The sequence below is a fragment of the Cohaesibacter gelatinilyticus genome (assembly GCF_900215605.1).
GTDB classification, from domain to species: domain Bacteria; phylum Pseudomonadota; class Alphaproteobacteria; order Rhizobiales; family Cohaesibacteraceae; genus Cohaesibacter; species Cohaesibacter gelatinilyticus.
Genome location: NZ_OBEL01000002.1, coordinates 156,227 through 178,579 on the forward strand (window position 1 = coordinate 156,227; position 22,353 = coordinate 178,579).

General features: G+C 51.7%; 23 protein-coding genes and 1 tRNA gene. 10 read left to right on the forward strand and 14 right to left on the reverse strand.

The window, feature by feature from the left end:
- Positions 1–33: 33 nt before the first annotated feature.
- The 4 genes from CRO57_RS10730 to CRO57_RS10745 are packed head-to-tail and all read left to right on the forward strand — an operon-like array spanning position 34 to position 4,702.
- A complete protein-coding gene (locus tag CRO57_RS10730) occupies positions 34–762 on the forward strand; it encodes a hypothetical protein (protein ID WP_097153457.1) in 729 nt (242 codons plus the stop codon).
- A gap of 11 nt (positions 763–773) precedes the next feature.
- Entirely contained in the window at positions 774–1,865 is a 1,092-nt protein-coding gene (locus CRO57_RS10735; RefSeq protein WP_097153458.1) for a toxic anion resistance protein, read from the forward strand.
- On the forward strand, positions 1,825–4,113 hold the full coding sequence (locus CRO57_RS10740) for a hypothetical protein (RefSeq protein ID WP_097153459.1): 2,289 nt from the start codon (positions 1,825–1,827) through the stop codon (positions 4,111–4,113). Before CRO57_RS10735 ends, CRO57_RS10740 begins: the two co-directional genes overlap by 41 nt.
- 49 nt (positions 4,114–4,162) lie before the next feature.
- Positions 4,163–4,702 carry a hypothetical protein gene (locus tag CRO57_RS10745; protein WP_141401222.1) on the forward strand — a complete coding sequence of 180 codons (540 nt, stop codon included), beginning with the start codon at positions 4,163–4,165 and terminating at the stop codon, positions 4,700–4,702.
- A 170-nt stretch (positions 4,703–4,872) separates the two neighbouring features.
- Here CRO57_RS10745 and CRO57_RS10750 read toward each other — a convergent pair.
- From CRO57_RS10750 to gltS, 7 genes are all read right to left on the reverse strand, one after another.
- Positions 4,873–4,948 (reverse strand) — tRNA-Phe (locus tag CRO57_RS10750).
- A gap of 140 nt (positions 4,949–5,088) precedes the next feature.
- Complete coding sequence (gene yacG / locus CRO57_RS10755; protein WP_342068281.1) at positions 5,089–5,295, reverse strand: DNA gyrase inhibitor YacG; 207 nt, start codon at positions 5,293–5,295, stop codon at positions 5,089–5,091.
- Between the two features lie 35 nt (positions 5,296–5,330).
- Complete coding sequence (locus CRO57_RS10760; RefSeq protein WP_097153461.1) at positions 5,331–5,954, reverse strand: Maf-like protein; 624 nt, start codon at positions 5,952–5,954, stop codon at positions 5,331–5,333.
- A gap of 101 nt (positions 5,955–6,055) precedes the next feature.
- Positions 6,056–6,274, reverse strand: coding sequence for a translation initiation factor IF-1 (infA, locus tag CRO57_RS10765; protein WP_090070279.1), 219 nt, complete (start codon positions 6,272–6,274; stop codon positions 6,056–6,058).
- Positions 6,275–6,583: 309 nt separating this feature from the next.
- Positions 6,584–7,036, reverse strand: coding sequence for an arsenate-mycothiol transferase ArsC (locus CRO57_RS10775; RefSeq protein WP_097153463.1), 453 nt, complete (start codon positions 7,034–7,036; stop codon positions 6,584–6,586).
- Positions 7,037–7,038: 2 nt separating this feature from the next.
- Positions 7,039–7,578, reverse strand: coding sequence for a UPF0262 family protein (locus CRO57_RS10780; protein WP_244580072.1), 540 nt, complete (start codon positions 7,576–7,578; stop codon positions 7,039–7,041).
- Between the two features lie 154 nt (positions 7,579–7,732).
- Entirely contained in the window at positions 7,733–8,953 is a 1,221-nt protein-coding gene (gltS, locus tag CRO57_RS10785; protein ID WP_170956050.1) for a sodium/glutamate symporter, read from the reverse strand.
- A 324-nt stretch (positions 8,954–9,277) separates the two neighbouring features.
- Here gltS and CRO57_RS10790 point away from each other — a divergent pair, with 324 nt between their 5' ends.
- Complete coding sequence (locus CRO57_RS10790; protein WP_097153464.1) at positions 9,278–9,718, forward strand: glyoxalase superfamily protein; 441 nt, start codon at positions 9,278–9,280, stop codon at positions 9,716–9,718.
- 67 nt (positions 9,719–9,785) lie between these two features.
- On the opposite strand, the gene hisD is transcribed toward CRO57_RS10790, so the two are convergent.
- Together hisD and CRO57_RS10800 are read right to left on the reverse strand one after the other, a co-directional pair.
- On the reverse strand, positions 9,786–11,078 hold the full coding sequence (gene hisD / locus CRO57_RS10795; protein ID WP_097153465.1) for a histidinol dehydrogenase: 1,293 nt from the start codon (positions 11,076–11,078) through the stop codon (positions 9,786–9,788).
- A 381-nt stretch (positions 11,079–11,459) separates the two neighbouring features.
- Positions 11,460–12,083: a helix-turn-helix domain-containing protein gene (locus CRO57_RS10800; RefSeq protein ID WP_170956051.1), complete on the reverse strand. Its 624-nt coding sequence runs from the start codon at positions 12,081–12,083 to the stop codon at positions 11,460–11,462.
- Positions 12,084–12,201: 118 nt separating this feature from the next.
- On the opposite strand from CRO57_RS10800, the gene CRO57_RS24745 reads away from it, so the two are divergent.
- Both CRO57_RS24745 and CRO57_RS10810 read left to right on the forward strand, forming a co-directional pair.
- Positions 12,202–12,429: a hypothetical protein gene (locus CRO57_RS24745; protein ID WP_170956052.1), complete on the forward strand. Its 228-nt coding sequence runs from the start codon at positions 12,202–12,204 to the stop codon at positions 12,427–12,429.
- 520 nt (positions 12,430–12,949) lie between these two features.
- Entirely contained in the window at positions 12,950–15,328 is a 2,379-nt protein-coding gene (locus CRO57_RS10810; RefSeq protein WP_097153468.1) for a VapE domain-containing protein, read from the forward strand.
- A gap of 52 nt (positions 15,329–15,380) precedes the next feature.
- On the opposite strand, the gene CRO57_RS10815 is transcribed toward CRO57_RS10810, so the two are convergent.
- The gene (locus CRO57_RS10815; RefSeq protein WP_210200841.1) at positions 15,381–16,115 is read right to left on the reverse strand and encodes a nuclear transport factor 2 family protein; all 735 of its coding nucleotides are present in this window, start codon (positions 16,113–16,115) and stop codon (positions 15,381–15,383) included.
- 106 nt (positions 16,116–16,221) lie between these two features.
- On the opposite strand from CRO57_RS10815, the gene CRO57_RS24750 reads away from it, so the two are divergent.
- Positions 16,222–16,386 carry a hypothetical protein gene (locus CRO57_RS24750; protein WP_170956053.1) on the forward strand — a complete coding sequence of 55 codons (165 nt, stop codon included), beginning with the start codon at positions 16,222–16,224 and terminating at the stop codon, positions 16,384–16,386.
- A gap of 6 nt (positions 16,387–16,392) precedes the next feature.
- On the opposite strand, the gene CRO57_RS10820 is transcribed toward CRO57_RS24750, so the two are convergent.
- Positions 16,393–17,433, reverse strand: coding sequence for an arsenic resistance protein (locus CRO57_RS10820; RefSeq protein WP_097153470.1), 1,041 nt, complete (start codon positions 17,431–17,433; stop codon positions 16,393–16,395).
- A 173-nt stretch (positions 17,434–17,606) separates the two neighbouring features.
- Between CRO57_RS10820 and CRO57_RS10825 the strand changes: the two genes are divergently transcribed.
- A complete protein-coding gene (locus tag CRO57_RS10825; RefSeq protein ID WP_097153471.1) occupies positions 17,607–17,840 on the forward strand; it encodes a hypothetical protein in 234 nt (77 codons plus the stop codon).
- A 115-nt stretch (positions 17,841–17,955) separates the two neighbouring features.
- Here the strand turns inward: CRO57_RS10825 and CRO57_RS10830 are convergent, their stop codons facing one another.
- The gene (locus tag CRO57_RS10830; protein WP_097153472.1) at positions 17,956–19,113 is read right to left on the reverse strand and encodes an NAD(P)/FAD-dependent oxidoreductase; all 1,158 of its coding nucleotides are present in this window, start codon (positions 19,111–19,113) and stop codon (positions 17,956–17,958) included.
- Between the two features lie 295 nt (positions 19,114–19,408).
- Complete coding sequence (locus CRO57_RS10835) at positions 19,409–20,353, reverse strand: aminotransferase class IV (protein WP_244580073.1); 945 nt, start codon at positions 20,351–20,353, stop codon at positions 19,409–19,411.
- Positions 20,354–20,679: 326 nt separating this feature from the next.
- Here CRO57_RS10835 and rpiB point away from each other — a divergent pair, with 326 nt between their 5' ends.
- Positions 20,680–21,129, forward strand: coding sequence for a ribose 5-phosphate isomerase B (gene rpiB, locus CRO57_RS10840; RefSeq protein ID WP_097153473.1), 450 nt, complete (start codon positions 20,680–20,682; stop codon positions 21,127–21,129).
- A 243-nt stretch (positions 21,130–21,372) separates the two neighbouring features.
- On the opposite strand, the gene CRO57_RS10845 is transcribed toward rpiB, so the two are convergent.
- Positions 21,373–22,338: a LysR family transcriptional regulator gene (locus tag CRO57_RS10845; RefSeq protein WP_097153474.1), complete on the reverse strand. Its 966-nt coding sequence runs from the start codon at positions 22,336–22,338 to the stop codon at positions 21,373–21,375.
- Positions 22,339–22,353: the final 15 nt, after the last annotated feature.

The window sequence follows — 22,353 nt, forward strand, 5'->3', positions numbered from 1 at the left end:
GACGTGAGAGCCATATTCGAAGTGAGCACAATTATGCAGTCAGCATATGGAGAGATAGAAACATCCTCAGCGCTGAATGATGATCAGTTGTTACCCAATATTCTGGATGAAAATGCCGTTCTGGCTTTGGACGAGGCCGCTGCCACCAAATCTCTGGATACTGATCTTCTCAGCACAACTCCGGTGGTCGACATACGCATGCAAATCGAGACAATTCTCTCGCTGCTTCAGAAAGTCGATCATCGAAAGCTGCTCTCCAGACAAAGTGCTTGGGCAAGATTGACTGGCAAGAACATCGAAGCACGCCTTGAGTTCGAACTGGCAGCACAGAATGTCCTGAATTCCGTGTCCCATCTTCTCAAACTGGCCGAGACAGGACAACATGTCCTGCTTCTGCTCAAACAATCCTTCCAGGACATTCAGCACGAACAAGAACGCCTCAATTGCGTCATCCAGGAAGCCAAGGATCTGTTGATCCGATCTCCATCGGCAGAGGACTTCGTCATCAGTCGTTTCGAGAGACGGCTATCCAATATCATGGCGTTGCATGCAGCCAATAGCGCCACACTTCAGCAAATCTCACTCGCCGAACAAACCTTGCATGGCACTTTGGACCGCGTAACCGATGTCAGAACACTGCTGGTTCCCCTTTGGCAGCGCAATGTCCTTGCTCTGGCACAAGCAAGCATTGGCCATGACCAACGCAAAGCAGCAGATGACTTTGCCCAGACCCATCACCAATTCATTGAATATTTAGCCTGAGGATAGTCGGAATGACCAATAATATTGCAATCGCCACCGAACAGAACTTCTCCGATCACGAGACCTCTCATTCGATCGATCCTGAAGTTGCTCGCCTTGCATCGACCATTGACTATCACTCTTCATTATCCATTCAAAGCTTCGGCAGTGAACTGGCAACCAAAACAGCACAATATACAGATGAGATCCTCGGTAATTCCAGAGTTTCGGGCCTTGCGGAAACCGGCGACCAACTCAATCAGATCGTACATGCCGTACAGGCATTTGACCTCAAACAACTGGATAATTCGACCGCCAGAATGCCAGTGGTCGGGGGGCTCCTGAAACGCTTCACCCAATCAAAAGAAAAGATGATGGCCCGGTTCGAAACGGTCAGAACCCAGGTTGAAAAAATCGTATCGCAAGTGGAAAGCACAGCGGATCTGCTTAACCGCCGCAATCGGGACTATCAATCCATGTATGATAGCGTTCGGGAGGAGCATGCGCTTCTAGGACAGCATATCGACGCCATTGATCTAAGGCTTACAGATGTCGATAGGGAAATTGCATCACAGCCTAAAGCTGGCACTGACATGGTCTCAATCGAAAAAGCTGCCGTGCTGGAAAATGCCCGAAACCAGCTTTCCAAACGCGCTGACGATCTGCGCATGTTGCAGCATACCGCCATGCAAATGCTTTCTATGGTTCGCGTCATTCAATCAAACAATCTTCTTCTGGTCGACAAATTTCAAACCATCCAGACCCTTACGCTCCCGACCTGGAAACGCACTTTTCTACTGGCACTGACACTTGATGAGCAAAAGAATGCTGTTGATCTGGCCAACAGCATCGATGATGCAACCAACACCATGATGCGGCGAAATGCAGAATTGCTACGACAGAACTCTGTCGCAACCGCTCAGGCAAACCAGAGACTGGTCGTCGATATCGACACCTTGCGCGACGTTCACAACACCATCCTAATGACGCTTTCTGATGTACGCGATGCCCATAGCAAGGGAGCAGCCGAACGCGCCGATGCGATGGTCGAACTGGAACGCTTGCGCCAGGAAATGTCCAAGGATGCCAAAGCAATCACACTATCTGGTGCGCGACATGCCTAGCTTTGCCAAAGGAAGTGAGTTTCGCCGATCTGTCACCAATCGGCTTTCGACATCTCCACCAAACGATGATCTTGAGTTAGGACGGCTTAAGGGTGTCTCTCAAAACATTCGCCTCATTGGTGAGCTGATCGCCTTCCTTGGAGTTATGGTGGCATTCTTCGCCTTGGCGCATTGGCCGGACAATCCGCAAAGCCTGCAAGGATTGAAAGGCACAATCTATTTTCCAGCCAGTCTGGTAACAGAGCTGAATTTCTCTGAAATTCGGATCAATAGTCTGGTCCTTCTGACAGATCTCATTCCGATCAACATGAAAAATGCGGCAATCCCAGTCCTCGCACTTCTGGGACTAAGCGCCATTCTGCGCCGTCGCTGGGTTTTGACTGGCCTCTTCTTCGCCGTGTTGTTGTTTCCATGGCCGTTGATTGGCTATCATTTCCCCGTACGCTCGGTCTTTCTCGCGACGTTCGCCTTGATCTTGGCAATACGCATATTGCCCATCCAGTTCTATCTGCGGCTCGCGCTGATACCTCTGGCAATCTTCTTCTACAAGCCCGTTCTTTCAACGACCGCCTCATCATTCGCGAGCATTCTTGGGTTGAAAGATACACCAACTCAGGATTACCGATCCCTACGTTTTTCCGAGCTTCAGCCCAACCAACCAACTGAGACCAAAAGCTCAAATCGTAGCACAACCGAACCCATGACAACCTTTCTGGCATCACTCGACAATCCAAGTGACAAGGCGGGATATGCCTACGCCCAGGCACAAGAGCATGCCTTTCGAGGACAAATGGATGCTGCCGTCAGGCTGCTTGATGAAGCTGAGCACCATAATCTGGCCCAAAGCCCGTTCACGCAGCGCAGATTTGAAATCATTCGCAATCATGCGATTGCATCTGGACTGAACGGCCCCGCCGAGCAAAACAGCATCATTTCCAGCCATCAAACGCAAACAATGATTTCCTCATTCATCGTTGGAACTGGTATCCTTCTAGGTCTGATGGGACCGTTTGCGGGCATAATCAGCTCCAGAATTCAGCGCCGTACCCTCCGCATCACCGAGGCTTATACTCAGTTGAAACAGCAGAGTAGGAGCATCATCCCGTCTGCAGCAGCAACCAAAGCAAATTCTGCGGCAAATGCCACCAGCTCAAACCGTGCATCAGACCTTGAGAGTGGCAATGATATTGTTACCAAAGCATCCAAACGAGCAAACCTATATAGTCTGTCAGCATGCATTCTGGCTGGCTTATCTTGCCTGGCCGCCTATTCGTCCGTGCTATTCTGGCTTCCCTCTGCTGGATCCAATGCAGCCTTTGACAAGGTCAGTCTGGTAAGCAACGTCAAAACAATGGTTGAACAATCTGGAAATCTGGTATCGTCAAACGGGATTGATCAAGGTTTCATGTGGAGTGGAACCATCCCGCTTTATTTGCCGATCATTGGCATACTGCTTTTCTCACTTATTGTCTTCAGAAGCCACGCAAAACCAATATTGGCGGGGATGCTTCTCATCTTCGTTGCAGCGCAGATATATCCTCTCATTCCAAACAGAAGTTCAATGTTCGAAATTGCTGCCAGCAGCATTTCCACCGAGGTTCGTTCTCAACTTCGAGGCGACAAGCAACCTGCCTCAGAGGGTGTCCTTAAACCACAAGTTCCCACCCTTCCCGCCTTAATCAACATGGGGACAGGAAAAGTGACAAAGATAGATATCTCTGATGAACAAAGAGATCCTTCTCTTCCCTCATTGTCCGCCATTGGATCACAGAAACCCGACCCTTTGACAAATCCCAAAGGGCCCAAAAACAAGGCTTCCTTCTTGCAGGACAAAACCGTGCCTGTGCTGAAAAGAGAAGACTTTCTCACCTTTGAGAAACTGAACGCCACTTATGCGCTGGCCCAAATCGCCTATCTGGAAAACAAGCCAGAACAAGCCAGCGAGTGGCTTACATTCCTCGTCCAGAATGGCATGCCCCAATCCCTGGTACACCTTCGCAAGATTGCGTTGATGATCGATTGGGTGGAGGCTCGCGGCCATCCTCTTCCAGATCATAAATCCAAACCACGCATTCAGGCATTGACGGATGTCCCACGCTTTATCGCCCAAATCTTCTATTGGCTGAGCGTTGCAATAGGCCTATCGGCTTGCGTCACGCTGATCCTCGGATTTGTCGCCAACCAGAATCTTCGAAAAATCAACGCTTTGGCCCAGCAGAAGCTGGACTACAAATCCGGACATGTCTGAAAACCAGCGAACCAGCTTATCCAAGGTCTTGCTGACAAGGAGAAATATTGTGCAAACTGCAAAAGAGCTACCGGAAGAACTAGATGTCACCAATCCACTCCATGTCGAGTGGATCAAATCATCAAGAGATCCTTTGATTTGGCATGAAGCCGCTGTTGCAGCGCTCGCATATATGGGGGATAAGCACGGATTTTTGCCTTGGCTGGTCGAGCAACCAGAGCTTGATAGAGCCACCGCTGGCTGGCTATTTCTCTGGTGTGCCGGAGAACGATACCTATCCGGTCAAAAGGACGGTTTTTACGCCAAGATCCCCGATGACAGAGTCCTCGAACTTACCAAAGAAATATGCTGGCGCAGCGAGAATGGCGAATTTGGATCAGAGCGAGCAGGTCTGGATACTTCGTTTGAAGAAACACGGGAAAAATGCCTCAAGCTGATCTCTAATGGACAGATCGCAGACGGTGTTGTTGCTCCGCGCGCACTTCTTTCCAAGCCCTTTCAATCACAGAATGGAAACGGCAAATATTTTGTCAGTGATGGTATGTTGGTCAACAGCAGTTTCATGAGTGGATTGCTCGGATGGGCCTGACCCCTAAACGTCAAAAAAGCAATTCTGGCTCGCTTAGAAGCAATTACCATGTTGAGCGGGCCGCAACCAACCACACGGCACAAAACAACCGCAAACCCAATCGGATCAGCATCGAACTCAGCAGCATTTTTTGGGGGGAGAATGAGGTTTTAAAACCCCAGAAATAAAAATGGTGCCCGGAGGCGGATTCGAACCACCGACACGCGGATTTTCAATCCGCTGCTCTACCAACTGAGCTATCCGGGCACTTTATTGCGGTGCGCTGTGTCAGCGCTGCAATTTGTTTGGGCGTTATAGAAGGTTCAAATTGCCCTGTCTATAGCGGTTTTTGTTTTTTCTACAGATGAGGAACATTTCCCCAACCTGTGTGAAAAGACCCTGATCAATCAGGCAAAATCCTCATCATCCGGGTCGTCTTCCTCCAACGCTGGAATGGCATAAGAGCCTTTAAGCCAACGACTTAAGTCAACATCCTTGCATCGCTGAGAACAGAAAGGAAAGCTCTCCCTGTTGGAAGGACTTTGGCAAATCGGGCACGGCTTTGCCTTTTTCGCGCCAGTGCCTGCTTCAGACGTCAAGCCATCACTCATCATGTCATCCAATCAGATAAGATTTGCTCATGGCCGGGCTATCGCACACCACCGAGCCATTTCATACGCAACGGGTAACCCTCACCTTGCAAGAGGTTTGCGGTTTCATGCAAAGGCAGCCCGACAACCGAGCTGTAGGAACCGATGAGATTGACCACAAAAGAGCCCGCAATGCCCTGAATGGCATAGCCACCTGCCTTACCCTGCCATTCACCAGAAGCAATATAGGGGTCAATATCATGGGATAGGCGCTTGAAGCGCACGCGGGTCTGCACCAGCTTGGAGCGCAAGCGTCCTTGCGGGGTTACCACTGCCACACCGGTAAATACCTTGTGCGTACGACCGGACAACAGCGTCAAGCATTGATGGGCCTCTTCCGCCAGTGTCGGCTTTGGCAGGGATCGACGCCCAACAGCCACAACCGTATCGGCGGACAGGATATAACTCCCCGCCAGACGTTCGTCCGATTTCAGCATGGCCTCAACAGCACGGGCCTTCTCTTCCGCCAAACGCAAGGCAAGCGCACGCGGCTGCTCGTTCTTATGCGGCGTTTCATCGAGATCAGCAGGTTTGAGTGCATCCGGCTCGATCCCGATTTGCTGCAGCAATTGCAACCTGCGTGGAGAAGCTGATGCCAGAACAAGGCGTGTTGAACCAGACATATCGAACAAATTCTATATCAAAAAATCGACCTGCCGCCTGATAAGGCACAAACGCGCCTTTTCAGGCAAATCAGGCAGATAAAAAGCCACGATCAATCAAATCACTTGAAGCGATAGGTAATCCGGCCTTTGGTCAGATCATATGGGGTCATTTCGACCTGAACCTTGTCACCAGCCAGCACACGAATGCGGTTCTTGCGCATACGACCAGCCGTATGAGCAACGATCTCGTGATCATTTTCCAGTTTCACACGGAAAGTGGCATTTGGCAGCAGTTCGGTGACAACACCAGGAAATTCCAAGACTTCTTCTTTCGCCATGCGCGTTCTAAACGTCCTCTATGTTTGGCTATAGGTTGCTTGCCCCGCTCTCGTGAGATCTCACCAGGAAGCAAATCAATGCGAGGGGCTTGGCCTCAAAAGGGCCTTATGCTCATAGCACCGAGTATAGCATACAATCCTGCATCATTTTGCAAGAATATGATCCAAATTGGAAAATTTGGCCGCACACTAGCCCAGCTGGGCCATCTTGTGAACCTTTATTTGTGCATTTTTGCCAAAAGCGAAGCCAAGTCCTGCCCGATAAGCCGGACCGAGCGGGCCAAAATGGCATAACAATCGTCCAATTGCCTATCCACCCGGGATCGCACGCCAGTCAAAACGTTCTTTCAAGCGCTTCAAGATACCATCGCGCACCCCCCGATAGGAATCAAGGATCTGCTCACGCGAGCCATTGGCCAGCGCCGGATCCAGGGTGGGCCAATATTCAGCATCAATCGCCTCGGTCCGGGTCATTTCCAACGCTTTATGGTGCGCTTCCGGCGCCAGCGAGATCACCAAATCGAAATAACTGTCTTCCAGATCTTCAAAGGTATGGGGTTGGTGCTCGGAGATATCGAGCCCGATTTCCTCCATCACCGCCACTGCGAAGGGATCGGGCTTTCCCCGTCTCACACCAGCCGAGGCCACATAAAACGCTCCGGGAAACAGATGACGCGCCAACGAGGCGGCCATCGGAGAACGAATGGCATTCATTCCACAGGCAAACAGAACGGCGTCGGGCCGTGCTGATCCACCACCCATACTCAACCTCTCCAATGCAGCGCGCAAATCAGCGTAAAGAGCCGACGCGCCGTTTGGAAATCGGTATCAATTTTGCCTTCCAGCCGGTTTTGCAAAATTTGCGAGCCTTCATTGTGCAGCCCGCGTCGCCCCATATCGATGGCCTCAATCCGAGATGGTGTCGCGGTCTTGATGGCCTCATGATAGCTGTCGCAAATCATGAAATAGTCTTTGACGATCTTGCGAAACGGGGTCAACGACAGGATATGGGTAATGACCGGGCTGTCATCTTCCAATCGGATATTGAAGACCAGCTTGCGCTCAACCAGCGACAGATCCAACTTGTAAGGTCCACCCGCCTCATGACCATTGGGATGGAAGCTGTTCTCCTCCACCAGATCATAAATGGCAACCGCCCGCTCATGCTCGATATCGGCACTGGCCGGCTGAATGGAATCCGGATCCAACGTCACTTCCAGCAGGCGAAAAGGGCTGGTCTCACCATCTAGCTTGGCGGATGGTTCCGCGCCTGCCTCACCAGCTTGGGGCATACTCTCGGCCATAGGTCATCGATCCTGTCTTTGCGCTCCCTTATCTGTTTGCCCTCTTAACGGCAGCATGTCAAACCCCCATAGCGCGCGCTCCCGAAAAGTTGCAGACTTTTCGGAAAAAGAGTTCGCGTCGGGATAAATGTACGTTTCGCCAGAAAAGTTGCACCTAGAGCGTCAGGAAGAACTGAATAACAAAGGCATTGGTGATATCGACAAAGAAAGCGCCAACCAACGGTAGAATGATGAAAGCCACCGGCGCCGGGCCGTGAGACTTGGTCACCGCCGTCATATTGGCAATGGCCGTTGGCGTCGCCCCAAGGGAAAAACCCGCAAAGCCAGCGCTCAGCACCACGGCCATATAATCGCGCCCCATCAGCGGGAAGAGCACGAACAAAATGAAGACAATTGTCGCAAAGGCCTGCGTTGCCAGCAAGATCAGCAATGGCCCGGCCAGATCGACAAGGCTCCAAAGCTGCATGCCCATCAGGGACATGGCGATGAAGAGGCCGAGCGAGAAATCAGAAACCACAGCCAGCGCCCGGGTTCGGGCGGGCCAGCCAATATTCGGGAAAAAGCGCGGTACACTATTGGACAGCACAATTGCCACCAGCAGGCAGGCCACAAAGAGTGGCAATTTCAGCCCCATGGCAGCAATCACCTCATTCAGGATGAAGCCCAGAATGATCGAGATATGCAGGGTCAAGATCACCCGCATCAAACTGATATGATTGATCTGCTCCTCATCTCGGGTCTCAACTGGCAAACCCACCACCGGTCTGCGCTCCATATCACCAGAGAGGTTATAACGACTGAGTAGAATCTTGGCGATTGGCCCACCCAACAGGCTGGCCATGACCAGACCAAGGGTTGCCGCTGCCACGCCAATCTCCATGGCATTGGGTAGATTGAAGCGTTCGGCAATTTCCGGTGCCCAGGCAATGGCGGTACCATGGCCACCGATCAGCGCAGCAGATCCTGTCAGGATGCCCATTGCATCTGGCTGCCCAATCAAGCGCGCCATCAGCACACCAATCACATCCTGCAACACGATATAGCCAAGCGTCAGCCCCAAAAGCGTGATGAGGGCCTTGCCACCATTCAGCAAATCCGAGATCCGCGCATTCAGCCCGATGGCCGTGAAAAAGAAGATCAAAAGCGTGTCCCGCGTCTCCAGCTCATATTGGATCTGCAGATCGAAGACCAGAAAGATACCAAGAGATACCAGCGAGGCCAGTACGCCACCGGTCACAGGCTCCGGAATGTTATAGGTCCGCAGAAAATCAATTCGCCCATTCAAATCTCGCCCGATGAAATAGACCAGAATTCCGATGGTCATGGCGATGAAATCCTCAATGACGAGGACATTGCCCTGGGTAACAGCTTCCATGGATAGCTCCTGATCAAATGAAGGGAAGAGATAAGCAAAATCGCAAATTTCTATTATCCATACAAGCCTGTATGACAGGGAACCTATTTTGCCAATACCCACCACTTTCTTGGCTGAGGAAACACAACCACCAAAGAAAGCCCGCTTGACAAAACAAAGACCTCATGAGAGTGTCCGGCCAGGCCGAAAGATGCCTGCCGCTCGCGGGGAAACCTATGGTGAAATCTTTCTCATTCTCTTGATCTCATCCTGATCTCATGACGTGCAGATGGATGGCAATGCGGGCCCTGTCTCAAAATATCTGCGAACTCAATGAGTAACAGTATGATGAGCAATATTTCTCTTCCCTCCCTGACGGATCTGAAAGCCGAGGCCAAAAAGCTGCGCGCGCAAGCGTCAGAGGCCGAAACACCCCTCTCCCATAGTCAGGCTTTGGAGCAAATCGCCAAACGCTATGGCTATCGAAACTGGAATGTGATTGCAGCAGCGGCGAACCAGCCAAAGGCAGGCAACCGTTTCTATGAGGGTATGCGCCTGTCTGGCCATTATCTATCCCAACCCTTTGCAGGCAAGGTTCTAAAAGTTCAGCCAACCGAACAGCAAGGCAGCTATCAATTGACCATCCTGTTTGACCAACCGGTGGATGTGGTCAGTTTTGAAAGCTTCTCCGCCTTCCGTCAGCGGGTTTCCTGCACCATAGGCCCCGACGGCACCAGCCCGCAGCAAACCTCCAACGGAGAACCCCACATGCGACTGGATCTGTAAGCAGGCCTTCAAAATAGAAAAGGGCCGGATATTCCCGGCCCTTCTTCATCACAAATGCAACCAAAAATCACATATTGAGGCGGGTTGCGACGGAGCGAGCATGGGCTTCCAGGCCTTCCTGACGGGCCAGTGTCACGGCAGCTGGGCCGATTTCACGCAAATTGTCTGGCTGACAGCGCAGGATGGAGCTGCGTTTGACAAAGTCCAGTGTGCCAAGACCTGAGGAGAAGCGGGCTGAGCGGGCGGTTGGCAGCACATGGTTGGAACCGCCAACATAATCACCCACCGCTTCCGGTGTGAAACGACCAACGAAAATGGCGCCAGCATTACGCACTTTCTCGACCATCTCTTCAGCATTGGCCACAGCCAGTTCCAGATGCTCTGGTGCCACGCGATTGGACAAAGCCATGCCGGTTTCCCAATCAGCAACCGTGATCACCGCGCCATAATCGCGCCAGCTGGCACCAGCAATATCAGCCTTTGGCAAAGTCTTCAGCTGACGCTCAACGGCCTCTTCCACGGCAGTCGCAAAGTCCGCATCATCACTGATCAGAATGGACTGGGCAGCGGTATCATGCTCGGCCTGAGCCATCAGATCGACAGCGATCCAATCCGGGTCATTTTCCTTGTCGGCAATCACCAGAACTTCAGACGGACCGGCAATCATATCAATGCCAACCAGACCAAAGACCTGACGCTTGGCCGCAGCCACAAAGGCATTGCCCGGACCAACGATCTTGTAAACCGGGTCTATGGTATCGGTGCCATAAGCCAGTGCGGCCACAGCCTGCGCGCCGCCAATGCGATAAATCTCGTCAACGCCAGCCAACTTGGCCGCAGCCAGAACCAGCGGGTTCAGCACGCCATCCGGGGTTGGCACAACCATCACCAGCCGCTCAACGCCTGCTACTTTGGCTGGCACGGCATTCATCAAAACGGAAGACGGATAGGCCGCCAAACCGCCCGGAACATAAAGGCCGACGGCTTCAATCGCAGTCCAGCGAGAGCCAAGCTGCACACCCAGCGCATCTTCATAGATGTCATCTTTTGGCAGCTGACGCTGGTGGTGAGATTTGATCCGGTCTCGCGCCAGCTCCAAGGCCGCCATGACATCGGGATCAATGCTTGCTACTGCCGCATCAATCTCTTGTTGCGAGATACGAAGGCCTTTTTCGCGAGCATCAAAACGGTCGAACTTCTGGGTCAGCTCGAACAATGCCTCGTCGCCATGATGCTTAACTTGATCAATGATATCCCGAACAATAGCGTCAACATCTTCAGACACTTCCCTTTTCATGGAAAGCAGGTCCTGAAAGCGGGCTTCAAAGTCAGCTTGATTGGCATCGAGGCGAATAGCCATCGTCATTTTCCTTTATTCGAGCCTTTATAAGGCACCATCGGCAAATTCCCCGCCTTTATGAGCAAAGCCGCAGCTTTCTTCAAGAGCGAAGAAGCACCAAGGGCTCAAAAGATCTTAAAAGACTTCTGCATCATGGGGTTTTTTGTGATCTGGCGCGGAAATGTAAAGCCGAGAATCGTAATATAGGTATGTCTATTTGAGAACCGGAGACGAACATTGACAAAGTCAGAGCACAAAAGGACCAGTAGGCAGAGGTCTTTTTGATAAGAAGACATTGCTCAACAAAATTTTACCGAAACCCTGCTTAGGCGCGTGTGGGCCATAAACTATGAAAATCAAAAGCCCGGCCTGATCAAGATGCTTGGTTCCGGGCTTTTATATTCATGGGATCACGGCGAGGATCGGGGTTGCCGTTTTTATGGTGTCTTTGAATTTCTTGCCATCGGGCAGCGTCAGGGTGGATTCACCGGACGGGCGGGTACTGCCTATGTGGGCGATCCGCATGGTGCCATCCGAGAGGGTCACCACGCAGAGGCTATCGGCCAGCTGGCCTTCCACCTCTATCGCATCGCGAAACAAAACAGTCGCTCCATCCCAGAAAGCAAAAGACCCATCCAGAGCACTGACTTCGGCCGCGACAACGCTTTTATCGGACGCCAGTGAGGTCTTGGCCTTGGCGACAATGTGATATTGCAGCGCCGTTGGCTCGGCCCGTGCGGACAGAAGGCCATCGCCATCAATCTCGCGCGTCAGCTGAATGGTGGAATTTTCCGGCACTTCATGGATGTCCATTCCGGCCTGCGCCAGAACTTCCGCCACCGGCACATTGAGAAAGCGCGCCAGTTCCTGGGCTTCGCTCATCTGCAATTTGCGCTGTCCGGACAGAATGCGGCTCATGGCAGATGGATCAATCTCCAAATGCTTGGCCGCCTGTCGAAGGCTGGTCCCCTTGTCCTTGAACGCGGTCAGGAACCAATCCTTGTTGATTTTGATATCAATACCCATAGCACTTTCATCTGTTGCATAATTCGCAACAGATGACAAGAACCGACTTTTCTTATTGACGACAAGGTTGTTGTCATCGTATGTTGTGATTAACACAACATAATGAGAAATTTTCAATATGCCCCTCGATACCCGATCCAATACGCCCTGGAATATCGTCCTGCGCAAATTTGGCATGAGCCAGAACCAACTGGCTTTTGAGCTCAATTGTGACAAATCGAAAATCTCCCGTGCCCGTCATTACGGCCGCGGACTGATCGATCAGCATACTCAGGTGCGCCTGCTGCGTCTGGCCAAGCAAAAGGATGTGAACCTGACCAAGGATGACTTGATCCCAGATGTTTGAGCGCCACTTTACCCCACCGCAACAGGACAGAGCAGGCCAACCCATCCCCGGCGCAGCCATAACTTCCCTTCATCCTTGTTGCATTTGCGGCAATTGGGGATCCTTTGGAACAGCGGCAGCCTCAGCCAAGCCTTGAACCGCATTGACTGGCCAAGAGATGCCAGACGCAAGCTCGCCGGACGCTATTATTGTTCCCGACATCGACCAAGTTCCTGACGAGATTTCCCGATGAAGCTCCTTCTCACTGACACATGCCATTCGCAGCAATATAGTAATGTCATAATCACAACATAATGCAAATTTCAAGACAAGCCCGTCGGCAACATGCCTCCTCCCGCCTTTCATGTTGCCTTGATGGGTTTGGGGTTGAAGACCCTGTGATGAAATAAAGTCTATCATTATGGGGCCTTCAATCTTCCACTGCCCCGGCTTTAATGCCGGGGCTTTTTTTGTCACCTGACTTTGGCAGCGTGGCATCAGGAATGCCGTGAACATCACGGCATCTCACGATGAGACTGGAATGGGCTACAATACCGACACGATCAAGAGACTGACCTCTCTGTCTGACATTGCCGCGCAGAATGGGGTCAAACTCTATAAAAGCGGTCGCGAATATGTCGGCCTCTGCCCGTTTCATTCCGAAAAGACCCCATCCTTTCAGATCTTCATCGGTCATGACGGCCACCAGCATTATCATTGCAAGGGCTGCGGTGCCCATGGCGATGTCATCTCCTTCATCGAAGATTTGAAGGGCGTCTCCTTCACTGAAGCCTGCGCCATATTGGGTGGCGAGCAGGAAGCTGATACTGCCTCAATCCCAAACATCTCATCCCTGCCAGAATCAGCCATCCACGATATCTATGAAGGCATCGAACCTGTCCCTATCGAAGATCACCCCTTCAAGGTCGGTGAATGGCAGCCCCTCTATAATCCCAAGCGCGCAGCAGAAAGTGGGAACAACGATGATGCCTTTCGCAAGATAAAGCCAAGTCTGGTGCATGACTATCGCGACGCGAATGGCAAACTTTATGGACTGGTGCTACGGGCCGACCTACCCGGTGGCAGAAAAGAAACACCCATGGTCCGCCATGTGCGTCTGCCCGATGGCCGCACAGTCTGGTCCCGCTTTCCCTTTACCAAACCGCGCCCGCTTTATGGACTGGAAAGCTTGCGACCTGAGATTAGCCAAGTCATTCTGGTGGAGGGTGAAAAGGCACGCGATCACCTGATGCAGGCAACCAATCGCTGCGTGCTGAGCTGGCCCGGAGGCACCAATGGCGCACGCCATGTGGATTGGAGCCCACTCAAAGGCAAGGATGTGATCCTCTGGCCCGACCATGACGAGCCCGGCTACAAAGCCATGCTCCATGGCGACGACGAGGCCCGCAAACCCATCCTCCCCATTGCGCAAATGCTCGGCCGCCTTGGCTGTAAAATCCGCTGGGTAGATATCAGCAAACAGAACTGGCCGGAGCCTTTACCCAAAGGCTTTGATGCAGCCGATCTGGACTATGACAAAGCCGCATTCGAGAATTTGATGCGAGCCTGCCTGACGGATTGGCAGGAGATAGCCGAGCGAGCAGAGGCCCCAATTGAAGCCGCACCAATAGAGCAGCAACCGTTGGAGCCTGCGCCTGCCCGCATCTCAGATACACAATCTGTTGCAGAAGGCATCGACACAGATATCATTCCTCAGCCAGATCCAGACTGGATGCACAATCTGACCTTCAATAAGGACGGGGCGCTGGTCAAACACTCGACCAACAATCACCTCTCCTATCTGGAACATCATGAAAGCCTGAAAGGCGTCATCAGCTACAATGCCTTTGCCTTGCGCACCATGCTGGTCGAACGCCCGCCATGGGACTGGATGCATAAGACCCGCTTCGAGCCCCGCCCCATAGAGGATGCCGACTATCCCCGGCTCGCCCAATATATGGAGCAAGCCTTTGGCCTGACGCCCAAACCAAAGGCCTTGGAAATGCTGGTCGATACTGTAGCCAAGGCCAATAGCTACGACCCGCTGGAGGATTATCTGTTCGGCCTGCGCTGGGATGGAATCCCCCGCGCGGCTAATCTGCTGAGCGATTATTTCGGCAGCAAAGAAAGCACCTATACCAATATCATTTCCCGCCGCTTTCTTATCTCAGCCGTGGCGCGAGCGCTCAATCCCGGCTGCAAGATGGACACGATGCTGATTTTGGAAGGCCCGCAAGGGGCACGAAAATCCTCCGGCATCCGTGCTCTGTTTGGCGAAGACTTCTTCTCCGATCATATTTCGGACGTCGAGAGCAAGGACGCCATGATGGAACAACAGGGCATCTGGTGTCTGGAAGTAGGAGAAATGCATTCCTTCACCAAGAAGGAAGCCAATGCGGTGAAGAAATTCATGACCCAGCAGGTCGACCGCTTCCGCCCACCCTATGGCCGCAACATCATCACCGCTCCGCGCCGCAGCCTGATGGTCGGCACCATCAACCCCGATGGCGCACCATATCTGAAAGACCCCACCGGCGCCCGACGCTTTTGGCCCGTCATGACGGATAGAGTCCAGCGAGAAAAGATAGAAGTCGACCGCGACCAGATCTGGGCGGAGGCAGTCTGCATGTATCAATCCGGCAATGTCTGGTGGATCCAGGAAGAAGAGCAGGATCTGCTGCAAGCCCAGCAACAGGCCCGCACATCGGGCGATATCTGGGAAGGCGTGCTGGCAGCAAGTGTCAAATATAACGCGACCAGCGCCGGCTATTATGAGCTAAAAGACGCCATCGCCGCCCTGAACTTGCCCATAGACCGCGCCACCAACCTCCATTTCGACCGCATTGCCAAAGTCTTGCGCAAACTTGGCTGGAAGCTGGTGGCAGGGTCAACGACAGAATTTGAGAAGGTGGCAGGATAAAGATGCCACCTTCATGCAATTACAGTTTCATTCCCAACAAGCGCAGGGCTCGTCAGAATTTCCCATTGTCGTTCTTCCATTCACTTCTTGGTGCAATTGGGGAAACCGTAGTCCATTGTTCGACAATCTTGCCCTCGGCCACTCGGAAAAGATGGTAGAGACCCGAATGCAATCCATCCCTGTTTCCTTCAATCATGCAAAGCACGAAATTTCCCTCAGCAAGCACTCGATGCACCTTGTGATAACTTAGTCGAGGCTCGCCTTTCTGCTCAGCCTCAAGAGCCCGACGCAAGGCCTCGCTGCCATCTGCTATTTCCGGATCGTGCTGAATCAGATCCTTGGCCAGATAATCATCGAGACAGTCCAATTGTCGTTCCACCAATATCTGCTGCGCAAACTGCCTGACCAGTTCCCTGTTGACCTCTGTTTTGTGCCTGTCCACGATATCAATCTGACCATCAATCATCGAACGCCCAGACGGATTAAGCGGCTGTTGCATCTGGATATTGTCCCAATGTTCCACCGCCTTGCCCTTTTCAAAGCGAAAAACCTCGAATGCAATCTCAACGCCATCAAAATCATACTCATTATGGGCAAATGCAAAATCACCATCTTCAAATACCCGAATGAACGTAACCCGGGGCTTAGTTTTGGCCAATCTCGCAAATAATTCAGCAAGACCAAGACTGCCTTCTCCGGTGCGGGGATTATGCTGAATATATAAATCTTCATTCACCACAGCCGCAGCCTCGGGATCACCGGTTTCGATGCCCTTGAGAAGCTTCATCAACAATTCTCTTTTTGATGACATTGGATGATTTTCTCTATTTGGATGACGCTATAAATCTCACAGGAATGAATATCCCATAGGTCTAGCCTAAGCGGCAATACCTATGGGTCAGATCATCCGCAACAAGAGTTCCAGATTGGCATTGCCGTCCTTGCCCATAGACCGCGCCACCAACCTGCATTTCGACCGCATCGCCAAAGTCTTGCGAAAACTCGGCTGGAAGCTGGTGCCGGGATCTACGACAGAGTTCGAGAGGGTAAGACGGTAAACGGCCTTAGGCCTTTTCCTCGTCTGCCTTGTTCAGAATGACAGACAGCGCGGTGAGATGCGGGAACTCGATCAGCATGCCAAGGATCAATGCCGCATAGATTTGTGGCTGATCGGGAAAGGCCACTGCGGTGACTGCCAGCATCAATGGAGCATTGCGGGCGGTGGTTGTCATGCTCAGCAGCACATGGTTGCCATGATTAAGCTTGAAACCTTTGCTCAACAGTTCAGTGACGATGAAGCTGATGACAAAGAAGGAGAAGATTGCCAGCCCGATCAGCAGGATATGCCCGCTTTGGGCAAACAGGACCGCCATATTGGACGCGAAAATGAAAAAGACCAAAGCCGCGATCACAAACGGAATGGACCATGACACCAAAGTGCGGAAATGTTCGGCCACCGTCTCTCGAATGACAAAGCGCATGACAAGCTTGACGGCGATGGCAACCAGCAACGGCATGATGAACCAATCCAGAATGGTGGAGCTGATATAATCCACATTGACCGGCAAGACCTCATGACCAATTGCATACATCGCATAAGGATAAAGCAGCAGCTGGATCGCCATATTGAGCGGGATCAGTGCTGAGCCGACATTGGTATTGCCGCCTGCCAACCTGGTGAAACCCAGGAACCAATCGGTACAAGGGGCGATGAAATAGATCACCAAACCGATGAAGAGCAAAGAGCCACTATCAAAAAACAGTGACGCGATACCATAGGCCAAGATTGGGGTGATCACGAAATTCATCAGAACAGAGACAAAGATGGTTAGTACATTCTGGCGGCTCAGCTGCAAATCTGGAATGCGCACCTCAAACAAAAGCAAGCTCAGCAACAGCAAGATAGCCCAATCCCCATAAGCACCCACATCACTGGCAGCCGTGGGGTTGAAATGATGCAGAGCAAAGCCCACCAGAATTGCCAATGCGATCAAGACGCTTTGTCCAATCCTTTGCAGATGCAGCTGATAGTCACCTTTGATGGCGAACCAGGGAGAGAGTGCGGGCGCTGGTGAAGCTGACGGAGAGATATCGAGATTATTCATGACTATCTCCTGAATTTGCGAGAAATGAGGAAATGAAGAGCAGCAATCACATTGGTGATTGAAGTGAAGGAGTGGATCTTCTATCTATAAATGTAACGTTATACCATTGCATTTATAGAAGCTGGCTGCGCCAGCGAGGCATGTATTGAAGTTGGAAGGAGCAGTGAGCGACAATGGTGAAACCCACGACCTATGACGAATGGAAAGACTGCATCACGGTCAAATGCGGCATCGAGCTGACCCCGAATTATGTGCGCGAACGGTTGGACGAATTGGCGGACAAGAAAAATTTCAAAACCAGCAAGCTGATCGAGTTCTGGGGAGAGCCCCACTATCGCGATATTGTCACCTGGTTCCAAACCGCAGCAGAAGAGCTCAATCAAACCTCAGACAGTCAGCCGGGCTAAGTACCCGCATAGGCTGCATGTCCAACCCTCTCCCACTCCCAAACCGCCCATGAGGGTACCATGACGGGTGGTTTTTTGGGGGAAAGGGCTCGGCTCAGGACTTAAAAATAAGGCTCTAACACAAGCAATTCTCCTCATCGCAGCAGCTGAGGTCTTCCAGAAACATGTTGTGCAGCCGATATTGGTCCATGATGTCTCTGTCCAGACCCAGCCGCTCCGCGATGCAATCGGCGACTATGGCGAAGCGCTGACGGAATTTATAGATGTAGCAGAAGAGATGATCACGATGCTTGACCTCCGGCCCAACAAGGAACAGGTCTGACAGTCTGGTGGATTCATCGCACTCATTGATCAGCGGGCTTCCGTCCGCATCATAGTCAAAGCAATTGGAAATGACCTTGGTGCTGCTATTGAAGCCAGTGGCCAGAATAGGCCGGGATTGTGTTTGCCAGCTGCGGCCATCTGCCGAGAAAACCTGTATGGTGTCATCGTTACGCTCAAAGCCAACGATGTCCGCATCCCCGACAAAGCTGATATTCCTGATCTGCGCGCAATTGACCAGCCGCTGATGGGTGGCGGGCGACAGGCTGATACTTGGATCCGGATTGGTGTCGTCCCAAGTGGGGGTACGGCCAAGCAAGGTCACCTTGCGACCTGCTTCAGCAAGCGACAAAGCCGCATCAACGCCGCTTTCATATCCCCCAACCACAATCGTTTCATCACCTTCCAGGTCTCGCCAGGAGCGAACTTTACTGGAATGAAGCCCAAGCTCGGAACCTTTGAAACCGGGTATATGCGGATAGCTGAATTGCCCGGCTGCCCAGACCACGAAGTTGGCGCGATACAGGCCCCGATTGGTACGAACGGCAAAGTGCTTGCCCCTCTTCTCAATGCCCAGAACGCGCGCTCCCTCGGCGACATTCAGCTCCAGCACTTCCCCGACATTGCGCAAATAGTCGGCATATTCCTTGCCACTTGGATGGGTACGGCGCAGGGCATAGGCCGGAGAGCTGTCATAGGTAATGGAATTCAGATCGGTCAGGCCAAAGGCATTGCTGGGAAAGGACGGAGAAATGAAACGCATTTCCTTGGGCCATCTAAGAAAGGAAGCCGCCACTTGATCCTTCTCCAAAAGCACGACATCCGAGACGCCAAGCTGTTGAAGGATACGAGCAACTCCGATCCCCGACGGCCCTGCCCCCACAATCAAAACATTGACGAACTCAGCCTTGGAGTTGAAGCCTGGCGCATTGGCATCTGTGCGATCTAACATAGGAATGAAGCCCATCTGAAAAAACTGAGCTCATTATGTAACGTTATAACATAACATTAACAAGCGAGTTTTATTTCCGAAACTGATAGTTGTGTAAAAAACTCATATTTAAACACCCTATCTCCACCTCGCCACTAGAGCATATTCCCGAAAAGTGTGTGCGGTTTTCGGACAAGAATATGCTTGGAAACAATGGCTAGAGCATTTTGAATGACCGGGTATTCATTCAAAATGCTCTAGTGTGGTGGATGTAGCGCTGCCGCTTGGTACTTTAGGTGACACAATCTCTTAAACATCACGCAATATCTGGATAGCGCACCGTGCTGGCATAGCGTGCATCGGTATGCATATCCCAATAGCACTTGGTGATGCGCTGGGTGATTGTCCCAATCATCCCGTCACCAACCGCTTGTCCGCCAAGCCGGGTGACAGCCATCACACCGCCCGCTGTAGAAGTGATGAAAACTTCATCCGCCGCCTTCAAGGCATCAACCGGGATAGATTGTTGTTCACAGCGGATATCCTGCCCAGAACAGATATCAAAGATGGTCTGGCGGGTGATACCATGCAGGACACTGCCTTTGGGCGTCAAAATCTCGCCATCCCGAACTACGAAGATATTGAAGCCCGGCCCTTCAGAAAGATTGCCTTCCTGATCCACCAGCACCGCGCTATCAGCCTCAATCGCATAGCCCGCATAAAGAGCTCTGACCATATCCAACCAATGGTAATTCTTCACGGTCGGATCAAGGGAGGCCGGTGGAATACGCAAGATATCGGTCACTGCCAGGTTCAACCCTCTCTTTTGTTGCTCCTCATTGGCGACCGATCCGAAGGGAATGGCGAAGGCTATGAAGCGATTTTCAGCGTCCCGCGGATCGCGACTGAAAGTTGGCGACGTGCCTCTTGTGCAGATGAATTCAACATAGGCATCTTTGAGGCCCGAGAGTGCCACACAATTGTGCAGGATCTCGCGCATCTGCTCTTTGTCATAGGGCACGGACATATGCAATTGCTCCATACCCCGGCAAAAGCGCTCCAGATGATCATCAAGCCTAAAGAAGTTCCCTTTCCAGACATGGGCCACATCATAAGTGGCATCGGAATGCAGAAAACCATAATCCAGAATCGAAATCTTCGCCTCGGCCATCGGGAGATATTGCCCATCCATATAGGCCACCCCAACCGGATAAGAGCGGTGATCAACGTGACGAGCAGACAGGGCTGGCAATATAGACATGGGTCAATCCTGCAAGTGATATATGTGCTTATCATTCATAGAACAAACGCCCCTATCCTAACACCCGTCTTTGCATCACCCGTCCGGACAACACCCTTCTCATCAATAGTGATGCATTATATCGCAAGATCATGACAACTATGTCAGGATACAACCCCGCAATAACAATACTCAGGTCAAGTCAACCATCTATGATACGCCGAAAATAATTGGCAAGGCTAAAACTCATCCAATATCTCCATTGTACTTGGAGCAGGCAAATGCGATAGAAGGCAGGAACAGATCCGGCTGCTGCCATTTTCTATTTCGAACCAAAAGAGCCTGTCATGACTGATACCAAGCGCATCATTCTTTCCAGCGACCATGCTGCCATCCCCCTTCGCCAGACCATTGCCGAGCATGTCAAAGGCCTTGGCTATGAAGTCGAAGATATCGGCCCGACGACAACTGAGAGCACCCACTATCCAAAACATGGTGAAGCGGCGGCGCGCAAAGTGGCGGCTGGCAATGTCGATCTCGGCATCATCCTGTGTGGCACTGGACAAGGCATCATGATGGCTGCCAACAAGGTCAAAGGCATCCGCTGTGGCGTTTGCTCCGACACCTTCTCTGCCAGTATGATCCGCCAGCATAACAATGCAAACATTCTCTCAATCGGCGCCCGTGTCGTTGGCGAAGGTCTGGCTCTGGAAATCGTCAATGCTTTCCTGTCCGCTGAATTCGAAGGCGGTCGCCACGCAACCCGCGTGGACATGATCGACGCTCTGGAAGACTAAGCCCCAAGCCACTTCAAACACTTGCAAATCCAAAACGGCGACATGCTTTCTCAGCGTATCGCCGTTTTTCATGCCAGCTCCATGACACCCTTCTCCAGCCGCCATATTGACAGAGGCGGTTCTGTCTTCCAGTTTGACTGTCCTGATCTGCATAGCGATATCTCCTGTCATAATGCACTCAGCCACAATTTCGCTTGGAAGCGGCTTCTATTTAGAGCTAATAGACCACCACTCATCGCTTAATTAGAATTTTGGTGGATCATAAAGAAGGTCAGCTTCATGTTTTTTCAGTGCAACTGCGAAACGTGATGGCCCCAATTCAGCCAAATAATCATAGAGTGCCTTTATGAATGCACTGACATAATCTGGTTTCAGATCGCCATAGGGGTCAGCAACCATCAGTGTGGGTTGCCGAAGATCATCTGATATCGGAATACGGACGAGAGACGGAGTGTCGGGACTAGTTTCCGCAGGGCGGATGTTAAGCACTGAGGAACCAATGCCGTTGGCAACCGCAGCGCGAATAGTGTTATAGGAGCGCGTCTTCAATACGATATCCGGCCGCTGACCTGCAAAATCGAGAAGAGCCAGCAGATAAGAACTTGTCTCCGGAAGATTGAGTAGAATATGCGGCTTTCGGGACAATCTCTTCATCGAAATCGACGAGCGTCCGGCATCAGGATCATCTACATTCAAGACAGCATGGGCAGGACATCTGCAGATCGGTGTGACACCAATGCCGAAAAGCTCACCAATGTCGTAAGTCACAACTAGATCGACATCACCAGCGGTCAACCAGTTCCTCAGTTCAGATTGATCACCTTCGAGCAAATTGATCTGACATTCACCGTTCTGTTCAATATAGCGTTTGAGCACAGGCGGAATCAGGATCGGCCCAAATGGTGAGAAGCACCCTACCCTGAGGCTTGGCGTTGTCTCTCTATCCATACCTTTCACAGATCGATTGAACTCTTCACCGGCAGAAAGAAAACGACGTGCTGAAATCAGGAAGTCTTGGCCAGCCGGTGTCAATTCCATGCCGTGTCCCTGCCGTCGGTAAAAGAGCCGAACACCTGTGGTTTCCTCGGCAACATTGATCGCAGCCAGGATTGATGACTGCGATATATTCATTGTTCTGCTGGCTGCCGTCACACTTTTGAGCCGCGCAACCTCGCGCACATACTGAACTTGGCGATAGGTCAATCTCATGGAAGGTAATATATA

Bases quoted from the DNA above. Each gene is read 5' to 3' on its own strand.
- CRO57_RS10730 (WP_097153457.1), top strand. From the start codon at position 34: ATGCAGTCAGCATATGGAGAGATAGAAACATCCTCAGCGCTGAATGAT.
- CRO57_RS10735 (WP_097153458.1), top strand. From the start codon at position 774: ATGACCAATAATATTGCAATCGCCACCGAACAGAACTTCTCCGATCAC.
- CRO57_RS10740 (WP_097153459.1), top strand. From the start codon at position 1,825: ATGCCAAAGCAATCACACTATCTGGTGCGCGACATGCCTAGCTTTGCC.
- yacG (WP_342068281.1), bottom strand. From the start codon at position 5,295: ATGATGAGTGATGGCTTGACGTCTGAAGCAGGCACTGGCGCGAAAAAG.
- CRO57_RS10760 (WP_097153461.1), bottom strand. From the start codon at position 5,954: ATGTCTGGTTCAACACGCCTTGTTCTGGCATCAGCTTCTCCACGCAGG.
- infA (WP_090070279.1), bottom strand. From the start codon at position 6,274: ATGGCGAAAGAAGAAGTCTTGGAATTTCCTGGTGTTGTCACCGAACTG.
- CRO57_RS10775 (WP_097153463.1), bottom strand. From the start codon at position 7,036: ATGGGTGGTGGATCAGCACGGCCCGACGCCGTTCTGTTTGCCTGTGGA.
- CRO57_RS10780 (WP_244580072.1), bottom strand. From the start codon at position 7,578: ATGGCCGAGAGTATGCCCCAAGCTGGTGAGGCAGGCGCGGAACCATCC.
- gltS (WP_170956050.1), bottom strand. From the start codon at position 8,953: ATGGAAGCTGTTACCCAGGGCAATGTCCTCGTCATTGAGGATTTCATC.
- CRO57_RS10790 (WP_097153464.1), top strand. From the start codon at position 9,278: ATGATGAGCAATATTTCTCTTCCCTCCCTGACGGATCTGAAAGCCGAG.
- hisD (WP_097153465.1), bottom strand. From the start codon at position 11,078: ATGGCTATTCGCCTCGATGCCAATCAAGCTGACTTTGAAGCCCGCTTT.
- CRO57_RS10800 (WP_170956051.1), bottom strand. From the start codon at position 12,083: ATGGGTATTGATATCAAAATCAACAAGGATTGGTTCCTGACCGCGTTC.
- CRO57_RS24745 (WP_170956052.1), top strand. From the start codon at position 12,202: ATGCCCCTCGATACCCGATCCAATACGCCCTGGAATATCGTCCTGCGC.
- CRO57_RS10810 (WP_097153468.1), top strand. From the start codon at position 12,950: ATGGGCTACAATACCGACACGATCAAGAGACTGACCTCTCTGTCTGAC.
- CRO57_RS10815 (WP_210200841.1), bottom strand. From the start codon at position 16,115: ATGAAGCTTCTCAAGGGCATCGAAACCGGTGATCCCGAGGCTGCGGCT.
- CRO57_RS24750 (WP_170956053.1), top strand. From the start codon at position 16,222: ATGGGTCAGATCATCCGCAACAAGAGTTCCAGATTGGCATTGCCGTCC.
- CRO57_RS10820 (WP_097153470.1), bottom strand. From the start codon at position 17,433: ATGAATAATCTCGATATCTCTCCGTCAGCTTCACCAGCGCCCGCACTC.
- CRO57_RS10825 (WP_097153471.1), top strand. From the start codon at position 17,607: ATGGTGAAACCCACGACCTATGACGAATGGAAAGACTGCATCACGGTC.
- CRO57_RS10830 (WP_097153472.1), bottom strand. From the start codon at position 19,113: ATGTTAGATCGCACAGATGCCAATGCGCCAGGCTTCAACTCCAAGGCT.
- CRO57_RS10835 (WP_244580073.1), bottom strand. From the start codon at position 20,353: ATGTCTATATTGCCAGCCCTGTCTGCTCGTCACGTTGATCACCGCTCT.
- rpiB (WP_097153473.1), top strand. From the start codon at position 20,680: ATGACTGATACCAAGCGCATCATTCTTTCCAGCGACCATGCTGCCATC.
- CRO57_RS10845 (WP_097153474.1), bottom strand. From the start codon at position 22,338: ATGAGATTGACCTATCGCCAAGTTCAGTATGTGCGCGAGGTTGCGCGG.